This is a genomic window from Stenotrophomonas maltophilia group sp. P373 (assembly GCF_053295075.1).
On the sequence record NZ_CM129994.1, the window covers coordinates 4,321,085 to 4,336,271 of the forward strand.

Below are 15,187 nucleotides of genomic sequence, written 5' to 3' on the forward strand. Positions count from 1 at the left end.
CCTATGTCGATCCTGACACCTCGGTCGCTGCGTGCGGCCGGGCGGGTCGTCGCCGTGTTGCTGGGCCTGGCCCCGGCGGCATCGGTGATGGCGCAAGCCGCCCCTTCCTACGACACCCTGCTTGAACGCCTGGACCAGCTGCCCGGCACCCGCGTCGGTGCGGCGCTGGCCGAGGCCGCCGACGCGCGCGCCGACCAGGCCCGCGCACTGCCCAACCCTTCCCTGTCCTGGTCGGCCGAGAACGCCTGGGGCACCGGCTCCTATGGCGGCATGGGCAAGGCCGACAGCGTGCTTACCCTGTCCCAGCCATTGGAGGTCTGGGGCCAGCGCGGCGCGCGCGTCCGTGCGGCCCGCGCCGAGGCACAGGCGGCCAACCTGCGTGGCACGCAGAGCCGCAGCGATGTGGCCAGCCAGCTGGCGGTGGTCTACGCACAGGCGGAAAGTGCACTGCGCCGCTACACCCTGGCCGAAGAGGCACTGAGCCTCACCCGCGATGACGCCAACGCCGTCAACGCGATGGTCAAGCAGGGCCGCGAACCGCAACTGCGCGCGGTGCAGGCGCAGAGCGAAGTGGCCAACGCCAACGCCGCGCTGGATGAAGCGCAGGCCTTCCGCGATGCCGCGCTGGCCCGCCTGGCCGGTGCTGCACTGCTGGATGCGCCGGTGCAGTCGATCGGCGACAGCCTGCTCGACCGTGCGCCGCCGCTGCCACGTGGCGCCACCGATACCGCACTGGCGGTGCGCATCGCTGAAGCCGAAGCCGATGCGGCGGGCAAACTGGTCGAGGTGGAGCGCAAGCGCGCCCTGCCCGACCTCAGCGTCACCGCCGCGCAGACCCGCTTCCGAGAGGGCGGCGAGCGTGCCTACAACCTCGGGCTCAGCCTCAGCATCCCGCTGTTTGACCGCAACCGCGGTGGCATCCGCGCCGCCAATGCCGACCAGCGCGCGGCCGAAGCGCGCCTGGACCAGCAGCGCCGCGACAGCGAGGCGGCACGCCTCTCCGCCGTGGCCGGTTTGAAGGCCGCCGGCAGCCGAACCCGCGCCGCCGATGAAAGCGTGGTCGCCGCCGAAGAGGCGTATCGCCTGGCCCGCATCGGCTTCGACGCCGGACGCATCTCGCAGCTGGAACTGCGCAGCACGCGCAGCGCTCTTATCGCCGCCCGCGCCGCCGCCGTGGATGCGCGCCTGTCGCGCGTCGGCGCGGAAATCGATCTTGCCCGCCTTGAAGGGCGCGCACCCTTTGTGGAGGCCCCATGACTCTCTCCCGTACTTTTCCGCTGATCGGCGGCATGCTGCTGACTGTGCTGCTGGCCGGCTGCGCCGGCAACGCGCAGACACCTGCCAATGAAGACCCCGCTGCGACCAAGGCCGGCACCGACGACAGCCATGGCCACGCGCCCGGCAGCAAGGAAGCCAAAGCCGAATCCGCGAAGACGCCGGCAGACACCGATGAAGGCGTGGTACCGCTGACCCCTGAGCAGATCAAGGCGTCCGGTATCGAAGTGGTTGCCGTCGGTCGCGGCGGTGGCGGTTCCACCCGCCTCGCCGGTCGGGTGGAACCCTCGGTCGGTGCCCGTGCCTCGGTGGCCTCGACCGTGACCGGCCGCGTCGAGCGCGTACTGGTCGCGCCGGGCACGGCGGTGAAACAGAACCAGGCGCTGGCCATCGTGGTCAGTGGCGAGGCAGCGGTGTTCCGCGCCAATGCGCTGGCCGCATCCGCCGAAGCCGAGGCCGCACGCCTGGCCTATGGCCGCGACAAGGCCCTGGTCGACCAGGGCGTGGTCGCCCGCCAGGAGCTGGAAGCCTCGCGTGCGCGTTCGCTGGCGGCACAGGCCCAGGCCGCTGCCGCACAGGCACAGGCCGCCGCCAATGGTGCGCCCGATGCCAGTGGACGCGTGCGCATCACCAGCCCGGTGGCCGGCATCGTCGGCAACGTGCAGGTCACGCCGGGCGGTGTGGTCGCCGCCGGCAGTGCGGTGGCCGACGTCGCCGACCCGTCGATGAACGAGCTGGTGTTCACCGCACCGCCAGCGCTGGCGGCGCAGGTCATGCCCGGCATGACGCTGGAAGTGAGCGTGCCGGGTGGCAGCTTCACCGCTACCGTCACCGGTTCGGCCGCCGATGTACGGCAGCAGGGCGGCGTCGCAGTGATCCGCGCCACGCCGGTGGATGCGTCGCTGCCGCCAGCCGGTTCGCCGGTATCGGCCGTGGTGGTCACCGAAGGCCAGGACGGCTCGCTCAGCGTGCCCGCCGATGCAGTGCAGAACGTTGATGGCAGCAGCGCGGTGTTCGTCGCCGTCGAAGGTGGCTTCAAGGCGCAGCCGGTACTGGCCGGGCGCCGTGCCGGTGACCGCATCGAGATCCTCGGTGGCCTGAGCGGCAACGAGCGCATCGTCGGTGCCAACGCCTTCCTGCTCAAGGCCGAGCTGGCCAAGGGCGAAGCCGAGCACGGCCACTGAGGAGGCGATCATGTTCAAGCTGATCATTGAAACAGCGGTGCGCCACCGCTGGCTGGTGGTGTTCATGGCGGCGCTGATCGCCGCCGTGGGCCTGTTCCAGCTGGGCAAGCTGCCGATCGACGCCGTGCCGGACATCACCAACCGCCAGGTGCAGATCAACACGGTGGCCCCGGCGCTGACCCCGGAGCAGATCGAACGGCAGGTGACCTATCCGCTGGAAACCGCGCTGGCCGGCATTCCCGGCCTGACCACCACGCGTTCGCTGTCGCGCAATGGCTTCTCGCAGGTCACCGCGATCTTCACCGATGCCACCGACATCTACTTCGCCCGCCAGCAGGTGGCCGAACGCATGCGCGAGGCATCGGAAGACCTGCCCGATGGTGCATCGCCGATGCTGTCGCCGGTCACCACCGGCCTTGGCGAGGTGCTGATGTGGACGGTGGACTTCACCGCGTTCAATCCGGCCAGGCTGGCCAAGCCCGGTGAAGCCGGCTGGCAGGCCGGCGAGGTCTACCGCACGCCGGAAGGCAACCTGCTGCGCACGCCGGAAGAGCGCGCGACCTACCTGCGCACCGTGCAGGACTGGATCATCGCGCCGCAGATGCGCTCCAGCCCGGGGCTGGCCGGTGTCGATACGGTCGGCGGCTACGTCAAGGAATACGGCGTGCATCCGGACAGCGCCAAACTGGCCGCGCATGGCCTCGGCCTGGCCGACCTGGTCACTGCCCTGCAGCGTTCCAACGTGCAGGCCGGCGCCGGCTTCGTGCAGCGTGCCGGCGAAGGCCTGGTGGTGCGTGCCGATGGCCTGGCGCTGACCACCGAGGATCTTGCCCAGGCGCCGGTGGCCACCCGCAATGGCGTGGTGGTACGCGTGGCCGATGTGGCCACCGTGGAACTGAGCCGCGCGCCGCGCCTGGGTGCAGCCAGCCGCAACGGCCACGAGGCTGTGCTGGGCACCGCGCTGATGATTGCCGGTGGCAACAGCCGCACGGTGGCGCAGGCCGCGGCCGCGCGTCTGGAACAGGTGAACACCTCGCTGCCGGCCGACATCGTGGCCGCACCGGTGCTGGACCGCAGTGTGCTGGTCAATTCCACCATCAAGACCGTGGCCCGGAACCTCACCGAGGGCGCGCTGCTGGTGGTGGTGGTGCTGTTCCTGCTGCTGGGCAACCTGCGCGCGGCCACCATCACCGCGCTGGTGATTCCGCTGTCGTTCCTGTTCGCGGTGATCGGCATGAACCGCTTCGGCATCAGCGGCAACCTGATGAGCCTGGGTGCACTGGACTTCGGCATCCTGGTGGACGGTGCGGTGATCGTGGTCGAGTCGACGCTGCTGATGCTGGGCCAGCGCCGCGCCGAACTGGGCCGGGCGCTGACCGCGATGGAACGGCTGCGCGTGGCCGCCGATTCCGCGCTGAAGATGGCGCGCCCGGCGGCGTTCGGCCAGCTGATCATCCTGCTGGTGTTCGCGCCGATCCTCACCCTGGAAGGTGTGGAGGGCAAGACGTTCCACCCGATGGCGGCGACCTTCATGCTGGCCCTGGTCGGTGCCTTCCTGTTCTCCTTCACCTTCGTGCCGGCGATGACGGCGCTGCTGGTGCGCGAGCCGAAGCCGAAGGACGCAGATGCACATGCGGACGACGGCGAGCACGAGACCAGGCTGATACGCGTGCTGCGCGCGCGCATCGAGCCGGTGATCCGCAAGGCCGTGGCGCATCCGCGCACGGTAGTGGCCAGTGCGGTGATGATGGTGGTGGTGGGCATCGGCTCGTTCTCGATGCTGGGCCGCGAGTTCATGCCGACGCTGGACGAAGGCAACGTGGCGATGCAGGCGTTGCGCGTGCCGTCGACGTCGCTGGAGCAGTCACTGGCCATGCAACTGGCGTTGGAAAAGGTGATTGCCAAGCAGCCGGAAGTGGAGACCGTGTTCTCGCGTACCGGTACCGCCGAGGCGGCGATCGATCCGATGCCGACCAACATCTCCGACAGCGTGATCGTGCTGAAGCCACGCAAGGACTGGCCCGATCCGAAGTTGGCCAAGGACGCGCTGGTGGCCCGTTTCGAAAAGCTGGCCGGGCAGCAGCTGGGCAACAGTTTCGAGTTCAGCCAGCCGATCGAGCTGCGCTTCAACGAGCTGATTTCCGGCGTGCGTACCGACCTGGCCGTAATGATCTTCGGCGATGACTTCAGCCAGCTGCAGAAGGTGGCCGACCAGGTGGCGCTGAAGCTGCGTGCGGTGGGTGGCGCGGCCGACGTGCGGGTGGAACAGATCTCCGGCCTGCCCACGCTGAAGGTGGCGATCGATCATGTGGCGGCGGCGCAGTATGGGCTGACTGCGGCGGATGTGAGTGATGCACTGTCCACCGGCATCGGCGGTACTGCGGCGGGCAAGATCTTCGAAGGCGACCGCCGCTTCAACGTGGTGGTGCGCCTGGACGATGCCGCGCGCAACGATCCGGACCAGCTGGCATCGCTGCCGATCGCCACGCCATCGGGGCTGGTGATTCCGTTGTCGTCGGTGGCGCGCATTACCGTGAGCGAAGGGCCGAACCAGATCAGCCGCAACAACGGCAGCCGCCGCGTGGTGGTGCAGGCCAACGTGCGTGGCCGCGACCTGGGCGGCTTCGTCGGCGAAGCGCAGGCCGCGGTAGCCGACGTGGCACTGCCGCCGGGTGCCTACCTGACCTGGGGTGGCCAGTTCGAGAACCTGCAGCGCGCGGAAAAGCGGCTGGCGACGGTGGTACCGGTAGTGTTCCTGCTGATCGGCAGCCTGCTGTTCATGGCCCTGCGCAGCGGCAAGGGAGCCATTCTGGTGTTCAGCTGCGTGCCGTTGGCGTTGGTCGGCGGCATCCTCGCGCTGCTGCTGCGGGGCATGCCGTTCTCGGTATCGGCAGCGGTCGGCTTCATCGCCGTGTCCGGCGTGGCGACCTTGAATGGCCTGGTGCTGATGCAGGCGATCCGCGAACGCCTGGATGCCGGCGACCTGCCGCTGCAGGCGGCGATCAACGGTGCCTCCAGCCGCATCCGCGCGGTGCTGACCACGGCGCTTGTGGCGATCGTCGGCTTCATTCCGATGGCGATCGCCAGCGGTTCCGGCGCGGAAGTGCAGAAACCGCTGGCGACGGTGGTGATCGGTGGCCTGATCACCGCCACCGTGCTGACCCTGCTGGTGCTGCCGACGTTTGCGGCACGCGTGGCCAAGCCGCGGGCGGTGGGGTGAGGTGAGAGGGGGGTCGGAGCCCTTTCCACGGGAAAGGGATCCGACCCCGTGACCGGGTCGGATTGCCGGCCAGCGGCCGGCACTACCCGGTACCGGTCAGGCCTTCTTGCGCTCGGCGATGTAGGCCTGGATCTGCTGTTCCAGCACCGGCAGCGGCACCGAGCCCTGCTTGAGCAGGGTGTCGTGGAAGCCCTTGATGTCGAACTTGTCGCCCAGCTCCTTCTCGGCCTGCGCACGCAGGCGCACGATGGCGATCTCGCCCAGCTTGTAGCTCAGCGCCTGGCCCGGCCAGGAAATGTAGCGGTCCACTTCAGTGGTCACTTCATGCTCGCTCAGCGCGGTGTGGTCACGCAGGTAGGCCAACGCCTGCTCGCGGGTCCAGCCCTTGCTGTGCACACCGGTGTCGATCACCAGGCGCGCGGCGCGCCACATCTCGTAGGTCAGGCGGCCGAAATCCTCGTACGGGGTTTCGTAGATGCCCATCTCCACGCCCAGCTTCTCGCAATACAGCGCCCAGCCTTCGCCATAGGCGGAGATGTAGGCGTTGCGGCGGAACTCGGGCAGGTTCTTCTGCTCGGCGGCGATCGCGCCCTGCAGCGAATGGCCCGGATCGGATTCATGCAGGGTCAGTGCCGGCAGGTTGTACAGCGGGCGCGACGGCAGGTTGTAGGTGTTGAGCCAGTAGGTACCCATGCCACCGCGGCCGGCCGTCCAGAACGGTGCGATGTCCGGCGGCACCGGCACGATGGTGAAGCGGGCGCGCGGCAGGGTCATGTACTTGCCCAGCTGCCCATCGGCGCGCTTGGAAATCCACGCGGCGCGCGACAGCAGCTCTTCCGGCGTCTTCGCATAGAACTGCGGATCGGTACGCAGGAAGGTCAGGAACTCGGCGAAGCTGCCCTTGAACTTCACCTGCTTGATGATGGCGTTCATCTCGCCCTGGATGCGTGCGACTTCCTCCAGGCCGATGCGGTGGATCTCGTCCGGCGACAGGTCCAGCGTGGTGTACTCGTGGATCTGCTGCCTGTAGTAGGCCTTGCCATCGGGCATCGCTTCGGCGGCCAGGGTGGTGCGCGCCTGCGGCACGTACTCGTTGACGAAGAAGGTGCGCAGCTGCTGGAACGCCGGCACCACCTTGCCGCTGATCGCTTCACGCGCCTGCGCCTGCAGCCTGGCCTGTTCGGCGGCCGGGATGGCGTTGGGCAGCTTCTTGAACGGCGCGTACAGCGGCGATTCGGTCGGGTCCTTCAGCTCGGCGACGGTGGCGATGGACACTTCGCGGCCATCCAGCACCGCGCGCGGCACGCTGAAGCCGCGCTTCAGGCCGGCGCGCATGTTCTCGGTCTGCTGGCCGAAGTAACGCGGCACATCGTTCAGCCGTGCGATGTAGTTCTGGTAGTCCTGCACGGTCTTCATCTCGCGCCGGGCCATGAAGGACAGGTTGGACCAGAACGAGGAATCGGCGTTGAACGGCATTTCGTAGCCGCGCAGGCGCGTCTCTTCGGCCAGGTTGAACACCTGGTCGCGATAGATCGCGTAGTTGACCTGGTTGTCCGGCGACAGGGTCTTCGGGTCGATCTTCTTCAGTGCGGCCAGGGTCTCGTCCCACACCTTCAGACGCGCCTGCTGCGCGGCCGGGCCGACGTCAGGCATGCGGGTGGCGTTGGCCGGGGCGTCTTCGTCCTCGCTGGCTTCACCACCTCCCTGCTGGCGCCACTTCCATTCCTTCTCGTACAGCGCGCGGAAGGCGGCATCCGCGGGCGATTCGGTGGCCACGCTGGCGGGCGCGGCGGCGGCGGTGGCGGCGGGTGTGGCCACGGCCACGGTGGGGGCGGACAGGGCGATCAACAGGGCAACGGCAAGACGGGTTTTCACGAGCACAGGTTCCCGGGAAGGCAGGCCCCGATCATGGCACCGCCCACGGCCCATGGCATGGGACGAAGGTCCTGCCTGCAGCGCAGGCAGGACCGGGAACCGGCCGCTCTGGTAGATGCCAACCTTGGTTGGCACACGGGGAAACCCAGCGCCGACCAAGGTCGGCATCTACCAGGGCACCGCCGCTGAACATGCAGTAGATCCACGCCATGCGAGGATGCGCCGGGGATCCTGACAGGGGGTCAGAGCCCTTTCCTGCGGAAAGGAATCCGACCCCGCGCCCTCAGTGGCTGGCCCTGTCGCGCTTCCAGCCGCGGTGCTTGATGTCCAGGTGCAGGCTGTACAGCGCGGTGAACGCCGGGAACAGGTTCTGCAATACACCCACCGAGTCCTGCTTGGCCGAGAACAGGAAGTAGCTCAGGGTCATCAGGCTGCCGAGCACGCTCATGTACCAGAACAGGCGCGGGATGACGGGTTTGCCGGCGCGCTTGGAGGCGATGAACTGGACCAGCCAGCGGCCGCCGAACATCAGTGCGCCGGTGTAGCCGATCAGCTTCCAGCCGGTCACATGCAGGCCGGTCCAGTACAGCCAGGTCAGGGGCTGATCCAGCCAGTGCAGCTCCAGATCCATCAGCGCTCCTCCACCGCGGTGCGCTTGCTTCGGGTGATCAGCCAGGCTACGCCACGCAGGTCGCGGATGCCGACCAGCGCGCGGCCGAGGTTGTTGTACTTGGACACGCCGGCGGTACGGTGGCGGTGATTGACCGGCACGCTGGTGGTCTTCCAGCCGGCACGCTGCATCAGCGCTGGCAGGTAACGGTGCATGTGGTCGAAGTACGGCAGGTCGAGGAACGCGCTGCGTTCGAACAGCTTGATGCCGCAACCGGTGTCGGGCGTGTCATCGCGCAGCATGCGCGCACGGATGGCGTTGGCCCATTTGCTGGCCCAGCGCTTGCTGCCGCTGTCCTGGCGGTTGACGCGCCAGCCGGCGAACAGCTTCACCTGCGCCTCGGCGGCGTCGCGTGCGGCAAGCAGCTTGGGAATATCGGCCGGATCGTTCTGGCCATCGCCATCCAGGGTGGCGATCCACGGCGCGCGCGCGTGCTTGACGCCGGTGCGCACCGCCGTGCTCTGCCCGCTCTGGTTCACATGGTGCAGCACGCGCAGTTCCGGGGTGGTTGCCTTCAATCCCTGCAGCACCGCCAGGGTGTCATCACGCGAGTGGTCGTCGATGTAGACGATCTCGAACGGCAGCCGGCCACGCAGCGCAGCGGTGATTTCGGCGACCAGCGGGGCAACATTGTCGCGCTCGTTGAACACCGGGACGACAACGGAAAGCTCGGGTTGGCTCATAAGGCACTCGGCCAAAGGGGGGACAAAGACCGCGCATTCTCCGAAACCGAGGTTATCCGAAGATGAACCCGGCGGCGTGAGGATCCATTCTCAGGCGCGATCACCAAAATACTCGCGGCACCACTGCACCACAGGCGGCAGGCCTTGTTCGATCGGGGTCACCGCATCGAAGCCGAAAGCGTCATGTGCGCGCCGGGTATCGGCCATCGTGCGCACCATGTCGCCGGGCTGCATGGGCTTGTAGACCTTCTGCGCAGGGCGGCCGGCGGCCTGCTCGATCACGCTGATGAAGCGCTCCAGCTCGACCGGTGTATGGTTGCCGAGGTTGAACACCCGGTGCGGCACCGGACCGTCGGCCGGATGCGCGAGGGCGCCGAGGATACCGGATACGATGTCGGAGACATGTGTGAAATCGCGCTGCATGCGGCCTTCGTTGAACACGTCGATCGGCCGACCGGCCAGCACCGCGCGCGAGAACAGCAGCGGTGCCATGTCCGGCCGGCCCCACGGGCCATACACGGTGAAGAAGCGCAGCCCGGTGGCATGCAGGCCGTACAGCTGCGCGTAGGTGTAGGCCATCAGCTCGTTGGCCGCCTTGGTCGCCGCGTACAGCGAGCGCGGCTGGTCCACGCGCTGGTCTTCGGAGAACGGCGGCGTGGCCGAATCGCCGTAGACCGAACTGCTGGAGGCATACACCAGGTGCTGCACGCCACGGTGGCGGCACAACTCGAGCATGTTGACGAAGCCGACCAGGTTGCTGTCGACGTAGGCATGCGGGTTTTCCAGCGAATAGCGCACGCCGGCCTGCGCGGCCAGGTGGATCACCGCGGTCGGCCGCACCTCGTCGAACAGTGCGGCCAGGCCCTGCTGGTCGGTCAGGTCCAGGGTGCGCAGGTCCAGCGCCGGACACAGCGCGGCCACGCGGTCACGCTTGATCTGCGGGTCGTAGTAATCGTTGAAGTTGTCCAGGCCGACCACGGCCTGGCCGGCCTCCAGCAGCGCGCGGGCGGTGTAGGCACCGATGAAGCCGGCAGCGCCGGTGAGCAGGATGGTCATGGCAGGGGCGTGGGAACGAAGTTCAGGCCCCTGATGTTACCGGTCTCAGAACAAACCGAAACGCTTCTTCGCCACGTTGGTGCGGCCGGGCTCGATCACATCGTTGATCTGTTTCGCATCGAAGCGGTCGAGCAGGGCGTCGGCGCCCTTCTTCAGCTTCAGGTCCATCTCTTCGGGGTACAGCGGAACCAGGCTCATGAAGCTGATGGTATTGCCATCCTCCAGCTCCAGCGTGGCGAAGTCCTCCGGGGCGGTCACCGGCGGCAGCACGATGGCACCGTCGAAACCCACGCCCGGCGCATAGGGCTCGCTGGGATGGCCGTTGGGAATGGTGTGGCCGAAGCCCAGCCACGTGTCGTACTCGTGCGGCAACCGCGCCATGCCCTTCAGCAGGCGCACCGGCCAGTAGTTGCGCTCATCCTCGAAGGCGTCCTGGGACATCGGCCAGTCGGCCGGCAGGGTCACCATCAGTTCCATGTAGCGCGGCACGTCCGCATCCACCTCGGCGGGCACGGTCATCGGCAGGTCGCTCATGCCGGAGGTGACCAGGCGCAGGTACGGGCAGTGGTCATTGGCCGGCACCACGTGCACGTCGATGTGCACCAGGTCGGAGATGATTTCATGGAAGACACCGGACACCGGGCCCAGGTGGCGTTCGATGTGGGCGCTGATCGCCTCGATGTGCCGTTCTTCGCCGATGGCGAGCACAAAGTCCTTCTCACGGCGATGTACCAGTATCTGGGTGCCGTCCGGGCTGACGTCCTCGTAGTCGTTGCTCATGTCCTGCTCCCTGGATGAGGCCACGGCCGGAGGTCAGTGCATTCCCGGTGCGCGTGGCGGTGCGTTCCCTGTCATTCGCCGGGCGCGGCAGGAACAGGCCGCCCCCCGACGCGGCGCAGGGCTCAGCCCTGGCGCGTGCGCAGTTTTTCCAGCACGCCGTCCAGGGTGTCCAGGTCGGTGTAGTGGATGATCAGCTTGCCCTTGCCGCCACGGCCGTGGCTGATCGCCACCTTGGCGCCGAGCGCTTCGGACAGCTCGGTTTCCAGCGAGGCGATGTCGGCCTGCTGCACCTTCGGCGTGGCCACCGGACGGCTGCTCGGCACCTTGCCGGCGGCGAAAGCCTGCGCGCGCCGCTCGACCTCGCGTACCGACCAGCCTTCGTCGGCCGCTTCCTGGGCCAGCTTGCCGGCCAGTTCGGGGGCCAGGGTCAGCAGCGCACGGGCATGCCCCATTTCCAGGCGGCGGGTTTCCAGCAGCAGGCGGATCGCCACCGGCAGTTCCAGCAGGCGCAGCAGGTTGGACACCGCCGCGCGCGAGCGGCCGACGGCCTCGGCGGCCTCGGCATGGGTGAGGGTGAACTCGCTGATCAGGCGCTGCAGCGCTTCGGCTTCTTCCAGCGGGTTGAGGTCTTCGCGCTGGATGTTCTCGATCAGCGCCATCGCGATGACGGTGCGGTCTTCCAGCTCGCGCACCACCACCGGCACTTCGTCCAGCCCGGCCAGCTGCGATGCGCGCCAGCGGCGCTCACCGGCGACGATTTCGTAGTTGCCCGCCGGCAGCTGGCGCACCAGGATCGGCTGGATCACGCCCTGCGACTTGATCGAGTCTGCCAGCTCGGACAGCTTGCCCTCGTCCATCTCGCGGCGCGGCTGGTACTTGCCCGGCTGCAGCTGGCCGACCGGCAACTTGCGCAGCACTTCCCCCGGCAGCGGCTCGATCACCGCCGTGGTGGCCTGCACCTGGCTGACCGCGCCCTTCGGGCCCAGCAGCGCGTCCAGGCCACGGCCGAGGCCTCGCTTCTTGGCTGCCGGCTTGCTGCTGGTCATCAGACGGTCTCCACGGCCTTGGTGGCCTTGTTGCGTTCGTTGTTGCGGCGGATGATCTCGCCAGCCAGGCCCAGGTAGGCCACGCCACCGCGCGAGGCGCGGTCGTAGCCGACGATGCTCTGGCCATGGCTGGGTGCCTCGGCCAGGCGAACGTTGCGCGGCACGATGGTGCGGAACACGCGATCGCCGAAGTGCTCGGTGAGCTCGGCCGAGACCGCGTTGGCCAGGTTGTTGCGCACGTCGAACATGGTGCGCAGCACGCCTTCGATCTCCAGCGCCGGATTGAGGTTGGCACGCAGCGCTTCGATGGTTTCCACCAGCGCGCTCAGGCCTTCCAGGGCGTAGTACTCGCACTGCATCGGCACGATCACCGAATCGGCAGCGGCCAGCGCATTGAGCGTCAGCAGCGACAGCGCCGGCGGGCAGTCGATCAGGATGTAGTCGTACTCGTCGCGGATCGGTGCCAGCGCGCGCTTCAGCCGCTGCTCGCGCTCGCTCTGCGCCATCAGCTGGATCTCGGCGGCGGTCAGGTCGATGTTGCCGGGAAGCAGGTCGTAGCCTTCGGCGGTCTGCACGCGTACATCGGCGGCGCTGGACTCGCCCAGCAGCAGATCGTAGGTGGAGGCGGCCAGCTCACGCTTGTCCACGCCACTGCCCATGGTCGCGTTGCCCTGCGAATCGAGGTCGACCAGCAGCACGCGCTTGGGTGCGTTGGCCAGGGAAGCGGCCAGGTTGACGGCGGTCGTGGTCTTGCCGACGCCACCCTTCTGGTTGGCGATGGCGATGATGCGGGCCATGCGGGTGTGCCTCGTCGACGTGTGCTGGGACCGGTCATTATGCGTACAACCGGCCCCTTGCGGAAATCGTGGATCGCCAACCCGTTGTTGCACAAGGGGCTGGCGGCGGGAATCAAGGGCCTGTAACAGTGACCAGGTGGCGTTCGCCGGCCAGGCCGGGCACGCTCAGCGGGGTCACCTCGCGCACCTGCCAGCCAGCCGGCAAGTCCGCGATCTCCTCATGCGGGTAGACGCCCTTCATGGCCAGCAGCACGCCCCCCGGCCGCAGCAGGTGGCCACCGACGCGGACGATGCCGGCCAGGGTATCCATGGCACGGGCGGTCAACTGGTCGTAACGACCGGCCTCGTCCAGCGCCTCGGCGCGCGATTCGGCCACGCGGGCATTGCCCAGGCCGAGTTGGCGCACGGCCTCGCGCATGAAGCGCGCCTTCTTGCCATTGCTCTCGACCAGGGTCACCTGCAGGCCCGGGCAGGCGATGGCCAGCGGGATGCCCGGCAGCCCGGGGCCGGTGCCGAGGTCGGCCAGGCTGCCATCGGCCACGAACGGCTGCATCGCCAGCGAGTCGAGCAGGTGGCGGGTGACCATCTCCTGCGGGTCGCGGATGGCGGTGAGGTTGTAGGTGCCGTTCCAGCGGTGCAGCAGGGCCAGGTAGCGCAGCAGCGGCGGCGCCAGCGCGGCATCCAGGCCCATGCTGGCCAGGCCCTGTTCCAGCGTGGCAGCCACGCTGGCGGGAAGTGGGTGTTCGCTCATGCCGGCATTATCGCCGGTTTTGCGCGCTGATTCCCCGCCTCAGTGCGGATACCAGGCCAACGCCGCCCGGAACTGACCGGTGGCCTGCCATTCGTGCAGGTGCCAGCGCGCGGCCTCGCCCAGTTCCGGGTCGCACCAGCGCAGGTGCAGGGCGCCATCGGCCCCCGGCGCCAGCTGCAGGCGGTGCAGGCCGAACGAGATACCCTGGCCGTGCGCCTTCAGCATCGCTTCCTTGGCGCACCACACGCGGAAGAACCAGTGTTCGCGGTCGGCCTGGTCCAGGCTTTCCAGCCACGCCACCTCCTCCGGGTGGAAGAAGCGCTGCACGATCTCCAGCAGGCGGGCGCGCGGCCGCAGCAGTTCCAGGTCCACGCCCAGCCGCACGCCTTCGCCCAGCGCCACCAGCAGCACCTCACCGCTGTGGCTCCAGCCGGTGCCGTAGTGGGCCAATGCGCCGCTCAGTTCCGGCCGGCCCTTGTCATCACGGACCAGCGGCAGCGTCTCCGGATCGGCCCCGAGGGCCTTCGCCAGCACCTGGCGTGCCTGCGGTTCGCCGCGATGGCCGGGCACGTGCGGGCGCCGCCAGACCGTCACCGGACCAAAGCGCCACGGGCCGTCGAGGGTGGCTGGCAGGCTCATCCGCACGCGCCCGTCACACGATTGCACGACGGGTTCACGGCCGTGCGCGTCAACTGGTCACCGTTCCCCACCGGAGGTTCGATCATGGGCATCATCATCTGGCTGATCGTCGGCGGCATCGTAGGCTGGCTGGCCAGCATCATCATGAAGCGCGATGCCCAGCAGGGCATCATCCTCAACATCGTGGTCGGCATCGTCGGCGCGCTGATTTCCGGCTGGCTGTTCGGCGGCGGCATCAACGAAGCGATCACCATTCGAACCTTCCTGTTCTCGCTGATCGGTGCAGTGATCCTGCTGGCGATCGTCAATCTGTTCACCCGCAAGAGCATACGCTGACACGGCGGTAGCGCCGGCCGCTGGCCGGCGGGCCTTTCAGAACGGGCCCGGCAATCGCCGGGCCTTGTTCATTCAACCGATCTGTACCCACGCCGGCGCATGGTCGCTCGGACGTTCCCAGGTGCGCGGCTCGCGGTCGATGCCCGAAGCCACCGCACCGCTCTTCAGCGCATCGGAGACCAGGGTCAGGTCGATGCGCAGGCCCAGGTTGCGACGGAAGCCGGCGGCGCGGTAATCCCACCAGCTGAAGGTGCCCGCCTCGTCGTTGTGCAGGCGGAAGCCATCGTGCAGGCCCAGCTGCAGCAGCTTGTTCAATGCGCCGCGCTCGGCGGTGGAGGTCAGGATGTGGTTGTCGTTCCACACCTCCGGGTCGTGCACGTCGCGTGCGTCCGGGGCAATGTTGAAGTCCCCCATCACGATCAGCTTCGGGTGGCGCTGCAGTTCTTCGGCGATCCAGGCATGCACCGCCTCAAGCCAGCGTAACTTGTACTCGTACTTGTCGGTACCGATGTCCTGGCCGTTGACCACGTACAGGTTGATTACCCGCAGGTCGCCGAAGGTACCGGCGATGACGCGCTTCTGCTCGTCCTCGAAGCCGGGAATGCCGATCTGCACGTCCTGCGCAGGCTCACGCGACAGCAGCGCCACGCCGTTGTAGGTCTTCTGGCCGGCGAACACGCTGCGGTAGCCGGCAGCGATCAGCGCCGAATCGGGGAACTTGTGGTCCTCCAGCTTGGTTTCCTGGATACCGACGATGTCCGGGCCGAACTCCTTGAGCCACTGTTCCAGGTGCGGCAGGCGGACATTGAGCGAATTGACGTTCCACGAGGCGATTTTCATGCGGGCATTCTACCCGGGTGGGCTTTGGTAGACGC

At 68.0% G+C, this 15,187-nt stretch carries 14 protein-coding genes; 4 read left to right on the top strand and 10 right to left on the bottom strand.

Features of this window, described 5'->3' with window-relative positions:
• Positions 1-3: 3 nt before the first annotated feature.
• From ACSYHF_RS20040 to ACSYHF_RS20050, 3 genes are read left to right on the top strand one after another with little or no spacing between them, the layout of a single operon-like run.
• Positions 4-1,257 carry a TolC family protein gene (locus ACSYHF_RS20040; RefSeq protein ID WP_065185918.1) on the top strand — a complete coding sequence of 418 codons (1,254 nt, stop codon included), beginning with the start codon at positions 4-6 and terminating at the stop codon, positions 1,255-1,257.
• Positions 1,254-2,459, top strand: coding sequence for an efflux RND transporter periplasmic adaptor subunit (locus ACSYHF_RS20045; protein WP_171954839.1), 1,206 nt, complete (start codon positions 1,254-1,256; stop codon positions 2,457-2,459). The genes ACSYHF_RS20040 and ACSYHF_RS20045 overlap by 4 nt, the downstream gene beginning before the upstream one ends.
• 10 nt (positions 2,460-2,469) lie before the next feature.
• A complete protein-coding gene (locus ACSYHF_RS20050; protein ID WP_447575963.1) occupies positions 2,470-5,679 on the top strand; it encodes an efflux RND transporter permease subunit in 3,210 nt (1,069 codons plus the stop codon).
• A gap of 96 nt (positions 5,680-5,775) precedes the next feature.
• Here ACSYHF_RS20050 and ACSYHF_RS20055 read toward each other — a convergent pair whose 3' ends face one another.
• The 9 genes from ACSYHF_RS20055 to ACSYHF_RS20095 form a co-directional block, all read right to left on the bottom strand.
• A complete protein-coding gene (locus tag ACSYHF_RS20055) occupies positions 5,776-7,554 on the bottom strand; it encodes a DUF885 domain-containing protein (protein ID WP_447575964.1) in 1,779 nt (592 codons plus the stop codon).
• 283 nt (positions 7,555-7,837) lie between these two features.
• Positions 7,838-8,185 (bottom strand): lipid-A-disaccharide synthase N-terminal domain-containing protein, encoded by a 348-nt coding sequence (locus ACSYHF_RS20060; protein WP_005420378.1) that lies wholly within the window; start codon positions 8,183-8,185, stop codon positions 7,838-7,840.
• A complete protein-coding gene (locus ACSYHF_RS20065) occupies positions 8,185-8,907 on the bottom strand; it encodes a glycosyltransferase family 2 protein (protein WP_005420380.1) in 723 nt (240 codons plus the stop codon). Before ACSYHF_RS20065 ends, ACSYHF_RS20060 begins: the two co-directional genes overlap by 1 nt.
• A 90-nt stretch (positions 8,908-8,997) precedes the next feature.
• On the bottom strand, positions 8,998-9,963 hold the full coding sequence (locus ACSYHF_RS20070; RefSeq protein WP_005420382.1) for an NAD-dependent epimerase/dehydratase family protein: 966 nt from the start codon (positions 9,961-9,963) through the stop codon (positions 8,998-9,000).
• Between the two features lie 45 nt (positions 9,964-10,008).
• Positions 10,009-10,743 (bottom strand): suppressor of fused domain protein, encoded by a 735-nt coding sequence (locus tag ACSYHF_RS20075; RefSeq protein WP_005420384.1) that lies wholly within the window; start codon positions 10,741-10,743, stop codon positions 10,009-10,011.
• A gap of 122 nt (positions 10,744-10,865) precedes the next feature.
• Complete coding sequence (locus tag ACSYHF_RS20080; protein ID WP_049415931.1) at positions 10,866-11,789, bottom strand: ParB/RepB/Spo0J family partition protein; 924 nt, start codon at positions 11,787-11,789, stop codon at positions 10,866-10,868.
• Complete coding sequence (locus tag ACSYHF_RS20085; RefSeq protein WP_005420387.1) at positions 11,789-12,586, bottom strand: ParA family protein; 798 nt, start codon at positions 12,584-12,586, stop codon at positions 11,789-11,791. Before ACSYHF_RS20085 ends, ACSYHF_RS20080 begins: the two co-directional genes overlap by 1 nt.
• Before the next feature lie 112 nt (positions 12,587-12,698).
• Positions 12,699-13,337: a 16S rRNA (guanine(527)-N(7))-methyltransferase RsmG gene (gene rsmG, locus ACSYHF_RS20090; protein ID WP_005420388.1), complete on the bottom strand. Its 639-nt coding sequence runs from the start codon at positions 13,335-13,337 to the stop codon at positions 12,699-12,701.
• 39 nt (positions 13,338-13,376) lie between these two features.
• Positions 13,377-13,976, bottom strand: a complete 600-nt coding sequence (locus ACSYHF_RS20095) for a 4'-phosphopantetheinyl transferase family protein (protein WP_447575965.1) — start codon at positions 13,974-13,976, stop codon at positions 13,377-13,379.
• An 84-nt stretch (positions 13,977-14,060) separates the two neighbouring features.
• Between ACSYHF_RS20095 and ACSYHF_RS20100 the strand changes: the two genes are divergently transcribed.
• Positions 14,061-14,312: a GlsB/YeaQ/YmgE family stress response membrane protein gene (locus tag ACSYHF_RS20100; protein ID WP_005411656.1), complete on the top strand. Its 252-nt coding sequence runs from the start codon at positions 14,061-14,063 to the stop codon at positions 14,310-14,312.
• A gap of 72 nt (positions 14,313-14,384) precedes the next feature.
• Here the strand turns inward: ACSYHF_RS20100 and xth are convergent, their stop codons facing one another.
• Positions 14,385-15,152 carry an exodeoxyribonuclease III gene (gene xth / locus ACSYHF_RS20105; protein ID WP_069138894.1) on the bottom strand — a complete coding sequence of 256 codons (768 nt, stop codon included), beginning with the start codon at positions 15,150-15,152 and terminating at the stop codon, positions 14,385-14,387.
• Positions 15,153-15,187 lie beyond the last annotated feature (35 nt).